Source organism: Nocardiopsis sp. NPDC055879 (assembly GCF_053615935.1).
Window position 1 is genome coordinate 296,098 of the sequence record NZ_JBSHCT010000005.1, and the last position, 17,897, is coordinate 313,994.

The 17,897-nt window shown below is 69.6% G+C and carries 13 protein-coding genes and 2 pseudogenes; 10 read left to right on the top strand and 5 right to left on the bottom strand.

The window, feature by feature from the left end; all coding sequences use genetic code 11:
* Positions 1–75 precede the first annotated feature (75 nt).
* From ACWGKS_RS08155 to ACWGKS_RS08170, 4 genes and pseudogenes are all read left to right on the top strand, one after another.
* Positions 76–1,662 (top strand): MDR family MFS transporter, encoded by a 1,587-nt coding sequence (locus ACWGKS_RS08155; RefSeq protein WP_358509314.1) that lies wholly within the window; start codon positions 76–78, stop codon positions 1,660–1,662.
* Positions 1,663–1,748: 86 nt separating this feature from the next.
* Positions 1,749–1,934, top strand: a pseudogene (locus ACWGKS_RS08160) (SAM-dependent methyltransferase); the annotation flags it as partial.
* Positions 1,935–2,132: 198 nt separating this feature from the next.
* Positions 2,133–2,984 (top strand): SAM-dependent methyltransferase, encoded by an 852-nt coding sequence (locus ACWGKS_RS08165; RefSeq protein WP_452522152.1) that lies wholly within the window; start codon positions 2,133–2,135, stop codon positions 2,982–2,984.
* A 7-nt stretch (positions 2,985–2,991) separates the two neighbouring features.
* Positions 2,992–3,990: a lysylphosphatidylglycerol synthase transmembrane domain-containing protein gene (locus ACWGKS_RS08170; RefSeq protein ID WP_358509319.1), complete on the top strand. Its 999-nt coding sequence runs from the start codon at positions 2,992–2,994 to the stop codon at positions 3,988–3,990.
* Here ACWGKS_RS08170 and ACWGKS_RS08175 read toward each other — a convergent pair.
* Positions 3,895–4,608, bottom strand: coding sequence for a creatininase family protein (locus tag ACWGKS_RS08175; RefSeq protein ID WP_452522154.1), 714 nt, complete (start codon positions 4,606–4,608; stop codon positions 3,895–3,897). The two genes, ACWGKS_RS08170 and ACWGKS_RS08175, sit on opposite strands and share 96 nt — an antisense overlap.
* A gap of 123 nt (positions 4,609–4,731) precedes the next feature.
* Here ACWGKS_RS08175 and ACWGKS_RS08180 point away from each other — a divergent pair, with 123 nt between their 5' ends.
* A complete protein-coding gene (locus tag ACWGKS_RS08180) occupies positions 4,732–5,952 on the top strand; it encodes a cytochrome P450 (protein WP_358509326.1) in 1,221 nt (406 codons plus the stop codon).
* Positions 5,953–5,962: 10 nt separating this feature from the next.
* Here the strand turns inward: ACWGKS_RS08180 and ACWGKS_RS08185 are convergent, their stop codons facing one another.
* Positions 5,963–6,568 carry a response regulator transcription factor gene (locus ACWGKS_RS08185; protein WP_358509329.1) on the bottom strand — a complete coding sequence of 202 codons (606 nt, stop codon included), beginning with the start codon at positions 6,566–6,568 and terminating at the stop codon, positions 5,963–5,965.
* Entirely contained in the window at positions 6,565–7,659 is a 1,095-nt protein-coding gene (locus tag ACWGKS_RS08190) for a sensor histidine kinase (RefSeq protein WP_358509332.1), read from the bottom strand. The genes ACWGKS_RS08185 and ACWGKS_RS08190 overlap by 4 nt, the downstream gene beginning before the upstream one ends.
* A gap of 107 nt (positions 7,660–7,766) precedes the next feature.
* Between ACWGKS_RS08190 and ACWGKS_RS08195 the strand changes: the two genes are divergently transcribed.
* The 3 genes from ACWGKS_RS08195 (at position 7,767) to ACWGKS_RS08205 (ending at position 11,135) form a co-directional block, all read left to right on the top strand.
* Complete coding sequence (locus ACWGKS_RS08195; protein WP_452455051.1) at positions 7,767–8,696, top strand: ABC transporter ATP-binding protein; 930 nt, start codon at positions 7,767–7,769, stop codon at positions 8,694–8,696.
* Positions 8,689–9,480, top strand: coding sequence for an ABC transporter (locus ACWGKS_RS08200; RefSeq protein WP_358509337.1), 792 nt, complete (start codon positions 8,689–8,691; stop codon positions 9,478–9,480). The genes ACWGKS_RS08195 and ACWGKS_RS08200 overlap by 8 nt, the downstream gene beginning before the upstream one ends.
* A gap of 212 nt (positions 9,481–9,692) precedes the next feature.
* Positions 9,693–11,135 (top strand): MDR family MFS transporter, encoded by a 1,443-nt coding sequence (locus tag ACWGKS_RS08205; RefSeq protein ID WP_358509340.1) that lies wholly within the window; start codon positions 9,693–9,695, stop codon positions 11,133–11,135.
* Positions 11,136–11,199: 64 nt separating this feature from the next.
* Here the strand turns inward: ACWGKS_RS08205 and ACWGKS_RS08210 are convergent, their stop codons facing one another.
* Complete coding sequence (locus ACWGKS_RS08210; RefSeq protein WP_358509343.1) at positions 11,200–12,798, bottom strand: ATP-binding cassette domain-containing protein; 1,599 nt, start codon at positions 12,796–12,798, stop codon at positions 11,200–11,202.
* 245 nt (positions 12,799–13,043) lie between these two features.
* On the bottom strand, positions 13,044–15,191 hold the full coding sequence (gene helR / locus ACWGKS_RS08215) for an RNA polymerase recycling motor ATPase HelR (RefSeq protein ID WP_452522164.1): 2,148 nt from the start codon (positions 15,189–15,191) through the stop codon (positions 13,044–13,046).
* Between the two features lie 447 nt (positions 15,192–15,638).
* Between helR and ACWGKS_RS08220 the strand changes: the two genes are divergently transcribed.
* Positions 15,639–16,352: a response regulator transcription factor gene (locus tag ACWGKS_RS08220; RefSeq protein WP_358509346.1), complete on the top strand. Its 714-nt coding sequence runs from the start codon at positions 15,639–15,641 to the stop codon at positions 16,350–16,352.
* 808 nt (positions 16,353–17,160) lie between these two features.
* A pseudogene (locus tag ACWGKS_RS08225) lies at positions 17,161–17,897 on the top strand (hypothetical protein); the annotation flags it as partial.

Consider the following 17,897-nt stretch of genomic DNA (forward strand, 5'->3'; position numbering starts at 1 on the left):
AAAATTCTTACTCTGTATTTTTGCTCCGCAAGCAGGATTTCTCCACCTGCGCCTTCAGCTTCCCGAGGTCGGCCCTTGAGTACCCCTCAAACCCACAAAACCGCACGCAAGACCGTCAGGCGCAGCCTCACCGGACTCCTCATCGTGCTCGGCGTGACGATGCTCAGCGGCACGATCGTCTCGGTCGCCCTCCCCCAGATCGTCGGCTCCCTCCAAGGAACCCAGTCCCAATACACCTGGGTGGTCACCGCGACCCTGCTCGCCTCCACCGCGTCCACACCCGTATGGGGCAAACTCGCCGACCTCTTCGACAAGAAACTGCTCCTACAGATCTCCATCGTCCTGTTCATCCTGGCCTCACTCCTGTGCGGCCTGGCCCAGAACACCGGCCAACTCATCGGCTTCCGCGCCATCCAAGGCCTGGGCATGGGCGCCTCCCAAGTCCTGGTCCAGACCATCATCGGCGCGCTCGTCAGCCCCAAGGAACGCGGCCGGCTCAACGGCCTCCTCGGATCGGTCATGGCCGTGGCCACCGTCGGCGGACCCCTCATCGGCGGCGCCCTCACCGACATCTCCTGGCTGGGCTGGCGCTGGTGCTTCTTCATCGGCATCCCCTTCATGGTGGTCGCCCTCGTCGTCCTGGCCCGCACCCTGCACCTGAACGACGTCCGCAAGCTCGACACCCGCGTGGACTACGTCGGCGCCACCCTCATCGCCGCGGGCGTGAGCACCCTGCTGCTGTGGGTCACCTTCGTCGGCGGATCCTTCGCCTGGCTCTCCTGGCAGAGCGCCGCCATGGTCGCCGGCGGCGTCATCCTCCTGACCCTGGCCGTATGGGTCGAAGGCCGAGTCGCCCAGCCCGTCATCCCCCTGCACCTGGTCACCCGCCGAGAGACCGCCATCGCCATCCTGGCCAGCGTCGCCGTGGGCATGGCCATGTTCGGCGGAGCCGTGTTCCTGGGCCAGTACTTCCAACTCGCCCGCGGTTACTCCCCCACCGCCGCCGGCCTGCTCACCACCCCACTGATGCTCGGCACCATGGGCGCCTCCACCATCGCCGGCTGGATGGTCTCCCGCTCCGGCCGCGTCAAGCCCTACGTCCTGACCGGCCTGGCCACCCTCACCATCGGCTTCGTCGCCCTGTCCTTCATCGACGCCGACACACCACTACTCCTGGTCTCCCTGGGCATGCTCGCCGTCGGCATGGGTGTGGGCATGTCCATGCAGAACCTCGTCCTGGTCGTCCAGAACTCCGTGCCCCTGAGCCAACTCGGCGCCGCCAGCGGAGCGATCACCTTCTTCCGATCCCTGGGCGGCACCATCGGCGTCTCGGTCCTGGGCGCCATCCTCGCCAACCGGGTCGCCGACAACATCACCGACGGCCTGACCGCCTCCGGCGTCACACTCCCCAAGGGCGGCGCCGACGCCGACACCCTGGACCTGGCCGGCATGCCGCCGTTCCTACGCACCATCGTCGAGAACGCCTACGGATCGGCCACCGGCGACCTGTTCCTCGTGGCCACCGGCATCGCCGTCGTCGGCCTGGCCGTGGCGTTCTTCCTGCCCGACGTCCGCCTGCGCGACACCATCGACATGCCCGAGCCCACCACCCAGGACCCCGAACCCCGGAACAAGGACGGAAACCGCCCACTTCCCACCTGATCGGGCTTGCCCACCGGCCCACCCGGGCACCAGACTCCGGATGCAGAACCCGCCCCACAACGGGCATCCGAGTTGAAAGGCCCCCCATGACCGACTCCCCCATCGACTCCACCATCGCCCACACCGCACGGGTCTGGAACCACTGGTTGGGCGGAAAGGACAACTACCCCGTCGACCGCGAGATCGGCGACAGGATCAAGGAACTGGCCCCCCAAGTCGTCGACGTCGCACTCGCGGACCGGGTCTTCCTACGCCGCACCGTCCGCGACCTGCCCCAGTACGCCGAGCTGGCCAAGAAGGTCTGAGGAACCGACCGCCCCATGAAACCGCGGCTCAACGGGTAGGACCCGGCGCAGAGGGAGAACACGGGTCGCAGTTCGGTGAACCACCCACTTCGACCCGACCGAACCGGCACTGTGGAGGCAAGAACATCCGCCCCCCGGCGGCCCTCTCCGCACGGAGGAATCCCGTTGAGCCCGACATCCGACCAAGCGCCCGAGGCCTTCACCGCCGAGTGGCTCGCGCTGCGAGAGGACGCCGACGGCCAAGCGCGGGCCACCGCTCCCCTGGACCCCCTGCGCACCCACCTCGCCCAACGCGGCGCGGGCCCCGGCAGGCGCCCCATCCGCATCACCGACCTGGGCTGTGGCACCGGCTCCCAAGGCCGCTGGCTCGCCCCACGCCTGGCCGGCCCCCAGACCTGGATGCTCCACGACCTGGATCCCCACCTGCTGAACCTGGCCGGCGCCCGCATGCCCCGCGTCTCCGCCGACGGATCCACCGTCCAGGCCCGCATGTGCCTGCGCGACCTGAACCAGGTCACCGCCGCCGACCTGGCCCACACCGACCTGGTCACCGGTTCGGCCCTGCTCGACCTGCTCACCCGCGACCAGGTCCTGTCCATCGCCCGGGCCGCGGACGAAGCGGGCTGCGCCGTCCTGTTCACCCTGACCGTCACCGGCCGCGTGGACCTGTACCCCGCGCACCCGGCCGACGCCTCCATCACCGACGCCTTCAACGACCACCAACGCCGCGCCGGCCGCCTGGGGCCCGACGCCACCGCGTTCACCACCCGGACCTTCCGCTCCCTGGGGCGACGGGTCCTGACCTATCCCAGCCCCTGGCGGCTGCTCCCCGAACACCGCGACCTGACCCTCGCCTGGCTGCGCGGCAGGCTCCGGGCCGCAGGCGAACAGCACGCGCAGATCCCCGCCGACCACCTACGGCACCGCATGGACCAGTGCGAACGGCACGAACTCGTGGCGCTCGTACACCACACCGACCTGCTCGCCCTCCCCAACGGCTATCCGGGACACCCGTGAGGTTCCCATGAGCGAGAACCTGCGACGCCGGGCCCGACCACTCATCGGCGCGGCCCTGCTCGCCGCCCTGGTCTGGTGGTACCCGGTGGAGGCCTTCACCGACGCCTTCACCTCCCTCGACGGCCGCACCGTCTGCGCCGCCCTGGCCATCGGCCTGGTCACGACCGTGCTCTGCGCGGCCCGCTGGATCCTGGTGGCCCGCGGAGTGGGTCTACGACTGCCCTGGGGTCGCGCCATCGGCGACTACTACCGCGCCATCCTGCTCAACGCCGTCCTGCCCTCGGGGATCCTGGGCGACGTACACCGAGCCCTGGGCCACGGCCGCTACGCCGGTGACCTACCCCGGGGCGTACGCGCGGTGGTACTCGAACGCGCGGCCGGGCAGGTGGTCCTGGCCGCCACCGGCGCCACCCTGCTGTTCACACTGCCCGCCGCCCTGCTCGGCCCCGGGCTGCTCACCCTGGCGGCGGCCCTGGCGCCACCGGTCCTGGTCGCCACCGTGGTGGGCGTCGGCCTGCTGTTCTCAAGGCGGCACGGCACCCGCCGCCGGCACGCCTTGACGGCCACCCTCGCCGACGCCCGCTCGGGCCTGTTCACCGCCTCCACCGGCCCCGGGGTCCTGCTGGTGTCGGTGGCGGCCCTGGCCGGGCACGTGACCCTGTTCCTGGTCGCGGCGCACGCCGCGGGGGTCACCGCCCCCGTGCCCGTCCTGGTACCACTGGCGATCGCGGCCCTGGTCGCCATGAGCGTGCCGGCCGGCATCGGTGGTTGGGGGCCACGCGAGGCGGTGACCACGCTGACCTTCGGCGCCGCGGGGTTGGGTGCGGCGACCGGCCTGACCGTGTCGGTGCTCTACGGGCTGCTCGCCCTGATCGCCGCCCTGCCCGGCGTGGTGGTGCTGCTGTGGCGGCTACGCCCCGTCGAGCGCGTTCAGGTACCCGGTGAAGGACTCGGCCAGGAACGCCAACAGGTCACGCCCCTTGTTCGCCGTGGCGCGCGACGGTAGACCCACCACCCCCGACCGCGTGTAACGGCTCAGCCCGGTGGTGAGCATGTGGTCGCGCCGGTCGGCCAGGTGATCGGACTCCTCATAGCCGACACGGACCAGGTCGGGACGGATGTGCAACAGCACCGAGGTCTCCAACTCCCCGGCGTGCATGTCCCGGTCGTTGGTGGTGCCCATCCCCGAAGCCTTGCGAGCGGCCTCCCAATCGTGTGGGCCGGGGAACAGCGCCATGTCACCGCCGGAGGCCTGCACCAGGTTGGCCAGGACGTGGTTGCCGCCGTGCCCGTTGACCACCACCAGCTTGGGGGTGCCCGAGGCGCGCAGCGAAGCGGCGATGTCGGCGGCCATGGCGTGCAGGGTGGGCGCCGAGACGCTGACCGTGCCCGGCCAGGAAGCGTGCTCGTGCGAGCAACCGAAGGCGAGCGGCGGCAGGAGCCTCAATGAGGGGTTCGCGTCGGCCACGACCTGTGCCAGAGCCGAGGCGATGACGGTGTCCGTGGTCAGCGGCAGGTGGGGGCCGTGCTGTTCGAGGCTGCCCACGGGCAGCAACGCCACCCTCGCACCGCTTCGACGCTCTTCCTCGCTGGTGGTCCCGGGCAGGGGATCGGAGAAGTCCATGTCGATCATTGTCGCGTGGAGTGAGGAGAACAGCTGGCTTTACGTCGTAGATTTTCGGGTTACGGGTTTCTCCGGCCCGATCCGCTGGTAGACCCACAAAGCCCCCCACCCCGAAGGAGCTCCGTGGCACCGCGACGCATCAGCATCGACCCCCAGGACCTGGATCGTGACGCCCTCGCCCGCACCCTGCACGCGGCCGGACCGGTGGTCGAAGTGGACCTGGGCGGGGTGAACGCCCTGGCCGTCACCCACCACGAGCCGCTGCGCACCGTCCTGGCCGACCGCGACGGAACCTTCGTGCGCGGTGACGCCGGACGCAACTGGCGGGCCCTGCGCGAAGGCGAGGTCGACCCCCGAAGCCCGCTCGCCCGGCTGGTGGGCGGCGCCATCGGCAGCCTGCTCACCACACACGGCGCCGAACACGCCCGGCTGCGCAGACCCCTGCAGACGCACTTCACCCGGCGACGCGTGGAGACCCTGCGCCCCCGGGTCGAGGAGATCACGGACCGGCTGCTGTCCGACCTCGACGGGACCGACGCCATCGACGTCAAGGAACGGCTGGCCTGGCCGCTGACCGTGAGGGTCCTGGTCGAACTGCTGGGGATCGGCGCCCACGACGCCCCGGTCCTTGGAGACCTGGCCCGCCGACTGTTCGAACTCACCGACGCGAGCGTCTTCCCCGACTCCTGGGCCTTCTTGCGGAAGCTGGTCGCCGAACGCCGCGAGAACCTCGGCGACGACCTCGTCAGCGCCCTGATCGTCACCGACGCCGAGGCCCGCCCCGAGGACCGTCTGGGCGACGACCAGATCGTCGCCAACGTGTTCCTCCTGGTCATGGCCGGTTTCGAAACCACCATGGGCACGCTGACCAACGGAATCCGGGCACTGCTGGACCACCCCGACCAGTTGGAGCGCGTCACCGGTGGCGAGGTGGAGTGGGACGCGGCCGTCGAGGAGATCCTGCGCCGCTACTCCTCGGTGAGCCTGCTACCGGCGGCCTTCAGCACCCGCGAGACCGAACTGGCCGGGGTCACCGTGCCGGAGGGCGAGATGTTGCTGCTGGGCTTCGCCGCGGCCAATGTCGACGCGCGGGCCTGGACGGATCCGGACGCCTTCGACGTGGGCCGGGACACCCGCGGTCACCTCGCCTTCGGTCACGGCCCCCACCTGTGCCTGGGCGCCCCGCTGGCCCGACTGGAGCTCGATGTGGCGTTGCGGGCCCTGTTCGAGCGCTTCCCGCGCCTGGCCCTGGACCCGCGACCAGAGGGCACCGCACCGGTGGAGAGTTGGATGATGCGCCACCCCCGGGAGCTGTGGGTCCTCCCGAACGGCACCCCGGGGTGAGCACCCCGATTCAGAGCCAGCCGCGGTCCTCGGCCGCGCGGGCCGCCTCCACTCGGGTTCGGGCGTCGAGTTTGCCCATGGCCGCCGACAGGTGGTTGCGCACCGTACCCGGGCTCAGGTGCAGACGGACCGCGACCGCCGCTGCGGTGGCGCCATCGGCCACGGCGCGCAGCACGTCACGCTCGCGATCGGTGAGCGGGCTGGGACCACCGGCCAACGACTCGGTGGCCAACTGCGGGTCGATGACGCGCAGGCCCCGGTGGACGCGGCGGACGGCGTCGACCAGGTGTTCGGGCGGTGCGTCCTTGACCACGAACCCGCTCGCGCCCGCGGCCAGCGCGCGGGTGAGGTAACCGGGACGCCCGAAGGTGGTGCACATGACCACCCGACACGAGGGCAACCGTTCGCGCAGGCGTTCGGCGGCGCCCAACCCGTCAAGGCCCGGCATCTGCACGTCCAGCAGAGCGACGTCGGGTCTGGTGCGCAGTCCCTCGTCCAGCGCCTCCTGCCCGGACGCGGCCTGGGCGACGACCTCCAAGTCCGACTCCAGGTCGAGCATGGCGGCCAGGGCACCGCGCACCAGGGCCTGGTCGTCGGCGACGAGCACCCGGATCATCGTGACTCCCCCGTCCGTCCGCCGTACGCGTACACGGTGAACCCCTCTCGGTCGCCATCGAGCAGTCCCGGGCCGGTGCTCAGCCGTCCGTCCACCGCACGCATCCTCTCACTCAGACCGGACAGTCCGTTGCCGAACCGGCCCTCGGGGTGGCCGTCTCCGTCGTCGGTGATCTCGATGTGGTCCCTCCCCAGACGCACCCGTACCCGGTCGGCGTGGGCGTGCCGGACCACGTTGGTGACGGTCTCACGCAGCACGTATCCGAAGGCCGAGCGCAGGGCGGGGTCGAGGTCGTCGATGGCACGGGGCAGGTCGGCGTCCACCCCGATGGAGCGCAGTGCCTCGGCGGCGTTGGACAGCTCCACGGGCAGGCGTACCTCGCGGTAGTCGTCGACGGTGGCCCGCACGTCGCCCAGGGCGCGCCGGGCCAGTTCCTCGACCTCGCCGATCTGCGCGGACGCCGTTTCCGGGGGACCTCCCTTGTCCAGGACCCGGCGGGCCAGTCCGGCCTTGACCGCGACGGTGGTGAGGCTGTGGCCGAGGATGTCGTGCAGGTCACGGGCCACGCGTTCGCGTTCGCGGGCGGTGGCCAGTTCGGCGACCTGCTCGCGGGCCCGGCGCAATTCGGTGTTGGCCTCCACGAGGGAGGCCAAGAGCCCGACCACGGCGGTCACGGAGGCGATCATGATCAGGTCGGGGACCCGGGCGAACGCGTCTCCGGTGGCCGCGCCCCAGACCAGGAGGCCCACCATGGTGGCCCCGGTCAGGGCCAGGGTCCAGAACAGGGGCAACATCGCGGCGATGACCACGAGGGCGTAGAGCAACACCCAGTGATTGTGCGGGCCGAGCCAGACCAGGATCGCCCATCCGGCGGCGAGCAATCCCGCACAGACCGGAAGTCGAAGGGCGGGCCGACGCTCCATCACCAGGGGGATGGACGCCAGACAGGAGACGGTGTACAGCGCGCCGACCAGCAACACCAGGGCGACCGGTCGGTCCGGGGCGGCCGGCGGCCACCCCGGCAGGGCGAGCAGCCCCAACAGGGCGCCGCCGATCCGGACGAGCGGGTATCGCTCCTCTGTTCTGGCCATGGGGCGACTCTATGGCGGTGAGGACCGACGCACCCCTGACAACCGTCACGGTGTCCCACTGACAAAGGAACGAGGTCGGATCCCTCCCTCAGAGGCAACGTGGAGGTATGACAACGACGACACCGGTGATCGAGGTCGACTCGCTCACCAGAACCTTCGGCGACACCACCGTCGTCGACCATCTCGACTTCACCGTCCATCCCGGACGGGTCACCGGCTTCCTGGGGGCCAACGGGGCGGGTAAGACCACGACGATGCGCATGCTCCTGGGCCTGGAGGAACCCACCTCGGGTCACGCCCGGATCGGTGGTCTGGCCTACCGAGACCTGCCCGACCCGCTGGGCACGGTGGGCGCCCTGCTCGACCCGCAGGCCCCGCACCCCGGTCGCACCGCCCGCGACCACCTGCGGTGGCTGTGCCGGGCCGGACGGATCCCCCTCTCCCGCGCCGACCACCTACTCGACCAGGTGGGTCTGGCCGAGGCGGCCACCCGGCGGGTGGGTTCCTTCTCGTTGGGGATGCGCCAGCGCTTGGGGATCGCCGCGATGTTGCTGGGCGATCCGGCGGTGCTGGTCCTGGACGAGCCGCTCAACGGGCTGGACCCGGAGGGCATCGCCTGGGTCCGCGCCCTGTTGCGCGACCTGGCCGCCCAAGGGCGCACCGTGTTCGTCTCCAGCCACCTGATGGGCGAGATGGAGGCCACCGCCGACCACGTGCTGGTGCTGAGGCGGGGCAGGTTGATCGCCGACCTTCCCGCCGAGGAACTCTCTCGCGGTACCGGCGCCGCTCGGGTGCGGGTGGTCTCCCCCCAGGTGGACAGATTGACCCGCTTGGTGGCGGGGCGCGCCACGGTGCGCCCGGGCGACGACGACGCGGTGGAGGTGGTGGGGCTGGACGCCCCGGCGTTGGGTGCGCTGGCCGCGCGGGAGGGCCTGGAACTGCACGAACTCACCCCGTTGCGCACCGGGTTGGAGGAGGCCTTCCTCACTCTGAACAGCGAGGAAGAGGACGAGAGGGGAAGGGTCGACCATGCTTGACAGTCGAAGGAAGCCCGGGTTCGGGGCGGTGCTGGCCGCCGAGTGGTCCCGTTCGACCACGCTGGTCCAGACACGCCTGGCCCCGGTGGTGTGCGCGGTGGTGGGTGCCGCGGTGGCCGCGATGTTCCTGTTCACCGCCGAGACCACGACCGGAGGTTCGGTGTCGGGGATGTCGGCGTTGGACGTGGTGACCACCTCCATGTTGGGGGTGGACGCGGCGACGTTCGTGGTGGTGGTCCTGGTCGCCTCACTGGTCGCCGCCGAACAGTCCACCGGCCTGAACCGGATCGCTCTGTTGGCCGTGCCCCGGCGCGGGCGACGATTGGCGGCTTCGGCCCTGGTGGTGGCCGGGGGCGGGCTGTTGTGCGGACTGGCGGCCGGACTGAGCGCTTTCGCGGCCGGGCAGTTGGTGAGCGTGCTCTCCGACGGGACGACCGTCGCGTTCACCGCGGAGGGGGTGGCGCGCGTCGTGCTCGGAAGTGTGGTGATGGTCCCCTTCTACGGCACGGTGACGTTGGCCTGCACCACGGTGGCCCGTTCGTTGCCCGGCGGTGTGGTGGGGACGTTGGTGTTGTTCGTCCTACCGACGCTCCTGGCCTGGGTCCCGGGTGACTCCCTGGACGGTGTCCTGCGTTACCTGCCGGGTGAGGCGGTGCACGCGGTCGCCGGTTTCGGCGCCGGCACGGACACCCTCCACCCGGTGATGGCCCTGGCGGTACTGACTGCGTGGGCGGTGGCGTTCGTCGGTGTGGCCCACCTGTGGACGCGGCGCCGCAGCTGGTAAATCCGGCGAGACGGGACGTCCCGTCCTCTAGACTGGACAAAGCGGACGCTTCGCTTCGAAAAACCACTTTGCGCACTCGCCCCGACGCGGAATACTGCCCTGTTCGGCGGGGTTCACTCTGCGTCGGGGACGAAACGGTCATCGAAGCGGGCCCGCTCCTCCCCCGCGATCCCCCGGACGTCCAGCCCATCCATGAGCGCCCAAGGAAATACGTGACCAGGCACACCCCATCCACCACCATCGACGAGGGCGTCGACCAACGCGCCACCCGGCTCGTCATCCCGCTCCTCCTGGTCTCGGCGTTCGTCGTCATCCTGAACGAGACGATCATGGGTGTGGCCCTGCCCGCCCTCAGCCGCGACCTGGGGATCACCGTCTCCACCGGACAATGGCTGACCTCCGCCTTCATGCTCGTGATGGCCGTGGTCATTCCCATCACCGGTTTCCTGTTGCAGCGGTTCCACCTCAGACAGGTCTTCATCACGGCGATGACCCTGTTCAGTCTGGGCACCCTGATCTGTTTCCTGGCGCCGAACTTCACGGTCCTGCTGCTCGGCCGGATCGTGCAGGCCTCCGGAACCGCGATCATGATGCCGCTGCTCATGACGACCGTGCTCAACATGGTCCCCAACGACCGTCGCGGCCGTGTGATGGGCAACATCTCCATCGTCATGGCGGTGGCGCCGGCCGTGGGACCGACCCTGTCCGGGCTCATCCTCAACGTGCTGGACTGGCGTTGGATGTTCGGCCTGGTCCTGCCGATCGCTTTGGTGGGCCTGGCCCTGGGCGCGGTCTTCATCCGCAACATCACCGAGCCGACCACCGCCCGCGTCGACGTGCTGTCGATCGTGCTGTCGGCCTTCGCGTTCGGTGGTCTGGTCTACGGCTTCTCCAGCCTGGGAGAGGCCTCCGACGCCGGGTCCGGCGTGTCTCCGGTCCTGGCCATCGGCGTGGGCGTCGTGTCCTTGGCGCTGTTCGTGTGGCGTCAGCTGCGATTGCAGCGTGAGGACCGGGCCCTGCTGGACCTGCGGGTCTTCGAATCCCGCCAGTTCACCATCTCGATCAGCCTGGTGCTGGCCAGCTTCATGGCGCTGTTCGGCGTCATCATCCTGCTGCCGGTCTACATGCAGAACGTGCTGGGCCACGACACCCTCGCCACCGGTATGGCGATGCTGCCCGGTGGTCTGGTGATGGGTCTGCTGGCCCCGATCGTCGGCCGCCTCTACGACCGGTTCGGACCCCGTCCGCTGGTCACGCCGGGCGCGGCCGTGGTCACCCTGGTGATGTGGTCCATGACCACCTTCGACACCGAGACCACGATCGCCTCCATCGTGACCGCGCACGTGTTCTTGAGCATCGGACTGGGCTTCATGTTCACCCCGTTGCTGACCGGTGCGTTGGGTTCCCTGCCCAAGCGGCTCTACTCCTACGGCAGCGCCGTGGTCGGTACCGTGCAGCAGGTCGCCGGCGCCGCGGGCACGGCCGCGTTCATCGCGGTGATGACCGCGGTGGCCGCGAGCCATGTCGAGGGCGGTATGGGCACCGTCGCGGCCGAGGCCGGCGGTATCCACGTCGCGTTCATGCTCGGTGCCGCCATCACCACCCTGGCGTTCTTCGCGACCTTCCTGGTCCGTCGTTCCGCGCCCGCGGAGTGATCGCACACCCTTGGAAGGGGCGGTGGCCGATGAGACGGCCACCGCCCCTTCCTCGTGTTCGGGATCAGCCCCGGGCGTAGGCGGACAGGTCCAGGCGCGGCCAGGTTCCGACGTCGCGCAGCAATCGCCGGTCGTGGGTGGACAGCACCACTGCGGCCTCGGTGGCTTCGAGGGCCGCGGTGAGCTCGTCCACCAGCGCGATCGACAGGTGGTTGGTGGGCTCGTCCAACAGCAGCACGTGCGGCCGGTGGGTCAGGGCCAGTGCCAGGTCCAGGCGGCGGCGCTGACCCATGGACAGTTCACCGACCCGCTTTCCCATCTCCCGTGGGCGCAACAACCCGAGCGAGGACAGGCCGACGGAGCCGTTCGCGTCGGCGTACACGTCGGCGGCCCGGCGATCCAATGGCGGCTCGGACTCCTGCCGCAACAGCACGACGCGGGCCTCACCCGAGCCGTGCACCCGGCCGGTGGTGGGTTCCAGCTCACCGGCGAGTACCGAGAGCAGCGTGGACTTCCCGGCTCCGTTGGGGCCGGTGACCACCAGCCTCGACCCGCCCCGCAGGGTCAGCGAGGCGGGGGTGGTGAGTCGCTCCGCCACGGTGATCCCCTCGGCCGCCAACAGCGTCGTACCGGACCGTGTGGGCAGGTCGGGGAACCGGAACCGCTGCGGTGGTTCGGGCATGGTGACCTCGTGTGTGTCCAGGTCGGCCTGACGACGGTGCACGTTCTTGACCAGTCCGCCCGCGCGGGTGGCGCGCTGGTGCTTGCCGGTGCCCTTGTCCGGGCGCCACCCCGACACGAGCCGGTTCTGTGCCGAACTCAGCAGGTCCCGCAGGCGCGACCTCTCCTCCTGTTGTTGCGCGTACTCCTGCTCCCAGCGTTCCCGTTCGGCCCGGCGACCCCGGCGGTAGCCTTCGTACCCGCCGCCGTGGACTCGGGGACGGCCGTCGTCGGTGGGGTCCAGGTCCACCACGGTGTGGGCCACGTCGGACAGCAACGCGCGGTCGTGGCTGATCACCACCACGCCTCCCGAGCGCCGACGCAGGCGTTCGGTGAGGAAGTCCAGACCGGCACGGTCCAGGTGGTTGGTGGGTTCGTCGAGCAGGAGGAAGTCGTCCTCGGCGCCGAGCAGACAGGCCAGGCGGACCCGATAGCGCCGGCCGACCGACAGTTCGGTGAGTCGACGGGAGCGATCCGTTTCGGCGCCCAGCGCGTCCAGGGCGATGTCGATCCGGCGTTCGGCGTCCCAGGCGTCCAGCGCCTCGGCGCGTTCCAGGGCCCGCGCGTACCGTTCCTCGGCCCCGGCGGCGTTCTCGCCCAAGGCGAGCCCGGCGGTGTCGAGTTCGGCGAGCGCGGCCAGGGAGTCGGCCAAGGCGTCCGCGATCACCTCTCCCACGGTGCGTCGGTCGGCGGTGGACATCTCCTGTTCGGCCAGGCCCAGCGTGCCGACCAGGTTCACGGTGCCCTCGTCGGGGACGAGCGTGCCCGCGAGTACGTGCAGGAGCGTGGTCTTGCCCCGTCCGTTCTCCCCCACGATCGCGATCCGGGAGGTGGGGGTGACGGTGAGGTCGGTGTCGAAGAGCACTCGGTGGGCGCCCAGGGCGACGGAGACCCCGGACACGACGAGTTGCGCGCGCGAACGCGCAGGAAGGGCGGTGGGCATGTGTGTCCTCTACAACGGGCACGCCGAAGTCACCCGGTGACCGGGTTGGTGGGCATGCCGAAAACGGCGACCCTCGATGGGGTCAGGTCGTCATGGCCGCGACGCGACGCTCGGAGATGCTCGACGAGCGTGGGCGGCGGACGACGCCGTTAAAGGTAGAGAACCGACTGGATCATGGCTCAAGACTAACGCGGGACCCACGGCGAACGAAAGTTCCTTTACCGGAGGTCCCGCACACATTCGTGTCAGGCACTCGTGAGAACGACGAGCCGGTCGGTGGCCCTGGTCATGGCGACATAGCGGTCGACCGCGCCCTCGGTGCCCTCCCCGAAGTCCTGCGGGTCGACGAGTACGACCAGGTCGAACTCCAGCCCCTTGGCCAGGGTCGGGGTCAGTGACCGCACTCGCGGACCGGAGCGAAAGTCGGGCGCCCCGATGACGCAGGCGATGCCCTCGTCGTTCTCCGCCGCCCAGGCCGCCACGACCGACTCCAGTTCCTCGACACGGCCGTACTCCACAGGGACGCCCTCACGGACGGAGGTCGGCACGTTGGCGTCCGGCAACACGGCCCGGATGACCGGTTCGGCGGCCTCCATCACCTGGGTCGGGGTCCGATAGTTGATGCTCAGCGACGCCGACTCCACCCGGTCGAAGCCGACCCGCTCCAGCCGCTCCCACCAGGACTCGGTGAACCCGTGCCGGGCCTGGGCGCGGTCGCCCACGATGGTGAAGCTTCGAGAGGGGCAACGCTGTAGCAGCATCTGCCACTCCGCGTCGGTCAGTTCCTGGGCCTCGTCCACGACGATGTGCGCGAACGGGCCGGCGAGCAGGTCCGCGTCACCCGTCGGCAGGGCCGCCTCGTCGACCAGGTTCTCGCGCAGGTCGGCGTGGTGCAGCATCGTCACCAGCCCCTCCCCGTCGTCGTCCGCGGCCATCAGATCGTCGATGACGTAGGACACGCGCTCGCGTTCGGTCTCGGCGGCGGTCTCGTGGCGGCGCTTGCGCTCGGAGGCCTTCGGGTCGCCGAGTCGCCGCCGGGCCGCGTCCAATAGCGGCAGGTCCGACACCGTCCAGGCCTGGGCGTCCTCGCGTTGCAGGGCGCGGACCTCGTCGGGTTCCAACCAGGGCGCGCACAGGCGCAGGTAAGCCGGGACCGACCACAGGTCGCCCACCAGGTCCGTGGGTTCCAGCAGCGGCCAGGACCGGTACAGGGCACCGATCAGCTCCCGGTCGCGCAGTAGCCAGGAGTGCAACATCTTCGTGGTGACGTCCTCCTCCTCGTGCCGGTCGTCCAGGATCGCGACCAGTTCCTCCAGGATGCGTTCGCGCGCCTCGTTGTGCGGGGTGCCCGGGTCGACCGCGTCGAACGCCTCCTTCCAGTCGGCGGCGCTCAACCACAGGTCGAACCACGGGGTCGACACGGTCATGGCCTCGGTGGGCGGTCGCTCGTAGAACCGCACGGCCGGTTCGATCGCCTCCACCAGGCGCGCGGACTCCTTCAGCCGGGCGACCTCGGGATCGGTCTCCTCGCCGGCCATGGCGCCCTCGGGGACCAGGTCGCGCAGCGTGCGGGTCTGTACGCCCTCCTCGCCCAGGCTCGGCAGGACGTTGGCGACGTAGGCCAGGTAGGGCTGGTGGGGGCCGATGAACAGCACCCCACCGCGCCGGTAGCCCAGTCGGGAGTCGGCGTAGAGCAGGTGGGCGGTGCGGTGCAGGGCGACCACGGTCTTACCGGTGCCCGGTCCCCCGTCGACGACCAGGGCGCCGGAGGCACCCGCCCGGATGATGGCGTTCTGGTCGGCCTGGATGGTGCCGAGCACGTCGCGCATCCGGTCGGAGCGGTTGGCGCCCAGACTCGCGATGAAGGCGGACTGGTCGTCGAGGGCGGCGTGGCCCTCGAAGCCGTCCTCGGTGAACACCTCGTCCCAGTAGTCGCCGATCCGGCCGAGCTTCCATCGGTAGCGGCGGCGGCTGACCAGACCCATCGGGTCGGCGTGGGTGGCGGCGAAGAACGGTTCGGCGGCGGGCGAGCGCCAATCGATGAGCAGGCGGTCGCCCTCCGGATCGGAGAGGCCGAGCCTGCCGATGTACACGGGCTCGTCCTCGCCCTCACGGACGAATCGCCCCAGACACAGGTCCAGGCCGAAGCGACGCAGGGCGCGCAACCGGGAGGACAGGCGGTGGATCTCCATGTCTCGCTCGACCGTCTCTCGGATGTTGCCGCCCGAGGACCGGCGCTGGACGTCGAGGCGTTCACTCAGGTCGGCGATGCCGTTTTCGAGGCTGCGCGCGATGGCGGAGAAGTGTCGCTCGTCGTCGGCGATCAGCTTCGGGTCGGCCTTGGGAGCGAGGTGTTCGGAAAGGTCGAAGGCGCTGGTGGCCTGGGTGTTCACGTCGTTTCCCCGATCGTGGGTTGTGCTCACGATGGTCGATTGTGAACCACCACCGGGGTCTTGCCGCAAGCCCGGGGGTGCGCTATAAATTAGAAGTGGCGAGAGGTCTCTGGAATCGCTCTCGCCCGATCTCGACCCATCTCGCCCCCGCACAGACTCGTAGTGCATTCACGCCGCCGCCTTCAGCGCGCGGCTTTTTTCATGCCCCTCGGACGGGTCACGTCGCTCGGGCCGGTCCTGTCGATCAGGCGGGAAATCGGAATCGACAGCCACGAGCCGACCGCCCGTGAGAACATGGGACCGACCCTCGGCATCAGGAGTTCCCATGGGTATGGCCGCTCTCCCTCGACCACCTCTCGCCCCGCGCCACAGCGGTTCCCGCGCAGGCGGACAAAGGCCCGACGTCCATTCTCCTTCCGGTCCGAACGAAAATCAGGAGCTGTTCCGGTGACCCCTCAATCCGCCCCCGCCGAGATACGACCGGTCGACGGCCCCACCCCCACCCGCCCGCTGCGCATCATGGTCGTCGACGACCACGCCCTCTTCCGCCGTGGCCTGGTGTCGGTCCTGGACGACGAGGACGACATCGACGTGGTCGGCGAGGCCGGCGACGGTGACGTGGCCGTCCAGAAGGCCGGCGAGCTGCAACCGGACGTCATCATCATGGACGTGATGATGCCGCACACCACCGGCATCGAGGCGGGCCCCCGCATCCGCGCCATCGCGCCGGACGCCAAGTTCGTGATGCTCACCATGAGCGAGTCCGAATCCGACCTGTTCGAGGCCCTCAAGGCCGGCGCGACCGGCTACCTTCTCAAGGAGATGGCCGTGACCGACCTGCCCCGCGTGGTGCGGACCATCGCCACCGGCCGCTCGTGCCTGGACTCCTCCATGGCGACCAAGCTGATCGCCGAGTTCGCCGAGCTGGCCAAACAGGAGACCTCCCATCGGCCCAAGGAGACGCTCCCCCAGCTCACCCCCCGCGAGACCGAGGTGCTCAAGCTCCTGGCCAGGTCCATGAACAATCGCGAGATCGGTGGGCGCCTGTTCATCACCGAGAACACCGTGAAGAACCACGTCCGCAACATCCTGGAGAAGCTCCAGGTGCACTCGCGCACCGAGGCCGCCATCTACGCGGTCCGCGCCGAGTACGTGGGCTGACCACCGAACACTTGGGTCGACACATCTGACACACAAGGCGAAGGACACCCGCATTCACGTCGAGGCCGGTGGGGCGCCTGGGGTCGGGAGTCTTGGGGTTGGTGGGTGGGGTGTGGGTGGGGCGCCTGAGGTCTCTGCTCTTGGGGTTGTTGGGGGTTGCTCGGGTGGTTGGTGGGGCGCCCCGGGTCGAGAGCCTGCCGGTGGTCTGGCGGGGTGGGGGTGGGTTCTCCCTCCTTCCCCGCCGCGTGATTGTTGCCGCCCGCACCGTACGCGTCAAGGCAATGTTGAGTGCTCTGGCAGCGGGGTTGGTGGCCTTGACCCGTACGGCACGGGCGGCGGTTTGGCGGCTATCGGGGAAGGGGGGAGAGTGGTTGAGGTCCCTAACGGGCCTGCGGCCCACTCCGGCCGCAAGCGGCCGGATCCCTTCCCTCCCCTCTGGTGTCCTCGTGGGGCGCGTCGCCACTACGTGACGGGTCCGGTCACGAAGGGCCCGCTACAGGTGGGGTTCGGGGCGGGGCGCGTCCCTGCGGTAGCCGGCTCTGGTCTTCTCAGCGATGATCTTGCTCCTAGCGCCATGTTGGGCGCCCAACATGGCGCTAGGAGCAAGATCGTTTCTCTTCGGAGCCCCTCCATCGAAGTCGCTAGGAGCATCTCCGTGATAGGTGGATCCGGTCATAGGGGAAGGGGTTGTGGATAATCCAGAATGGCCGCCCCATCTATGATAGGCGCATTCACCGACATGGAAATAGGTTGAATATACCCACCGGTAAGCCTGCCATTTCCTGGGGTGTTCGCATATAATCAGAGTATGAGCTTTCCTCCCCACGCACCGCGCCCGACCGGGAACACCCCGGTCGATAAGGCGATGGCGGGTGCCCGGGAGATCGCGGTGGAATTCTCCGGCCGGGATATCCCATTCGGGTGCGAAGCCGATGTGCTCGCACAGTTTCGCCGGCTCAATGGGGAAGTCGACCGGATCCGTTATGGGATGCTGCCCGCCCTGGCCCGCATGGAGGCCACCGGTGCCCTGTTGGAAGAGGGTGGCCAGCGCAGCATCCAAGCGTGGATCACCCACCAGTGGGGCACCTCTCCGGCCGAGGCCAAGAGCCTTGCCACCCTCGCTCGGGCGTTGTACAAACAACAGCTGCCGCTCGTGGAAGAAGCGTTCGGGAAGCAGACTCTGTCTTTGGGTGAGGCGTGCGCGATCGCGACCTCCACCGAAAAAGCTGTGGCCGATTGGGCGCAGGTGTGGGAAAAGGGCGATAAGGATTTCCGTGCCACCCACCCGGACGCGGAGGGGTTTCGGGCCCGGTTGGAATACGGGCTGATCGCCTATAAGCAGGAGTGCCCGCAGGCTTCGGTGCGCCGGTTGCGGGCCGCGGCGAAATGGTTCGTGGCCCGCCTGGACCCGGATAAGGCCGACCGGGACTATGACGCGACGTTCGAGAGTCGGGGTGCCCAATTCTCGCCCACCTTCGAGGGTGGGTTCCTGCTACGGATGTGGGGGCCGGGGGCCGATAACGAGCTGATCCAGGCCGCCTTGGA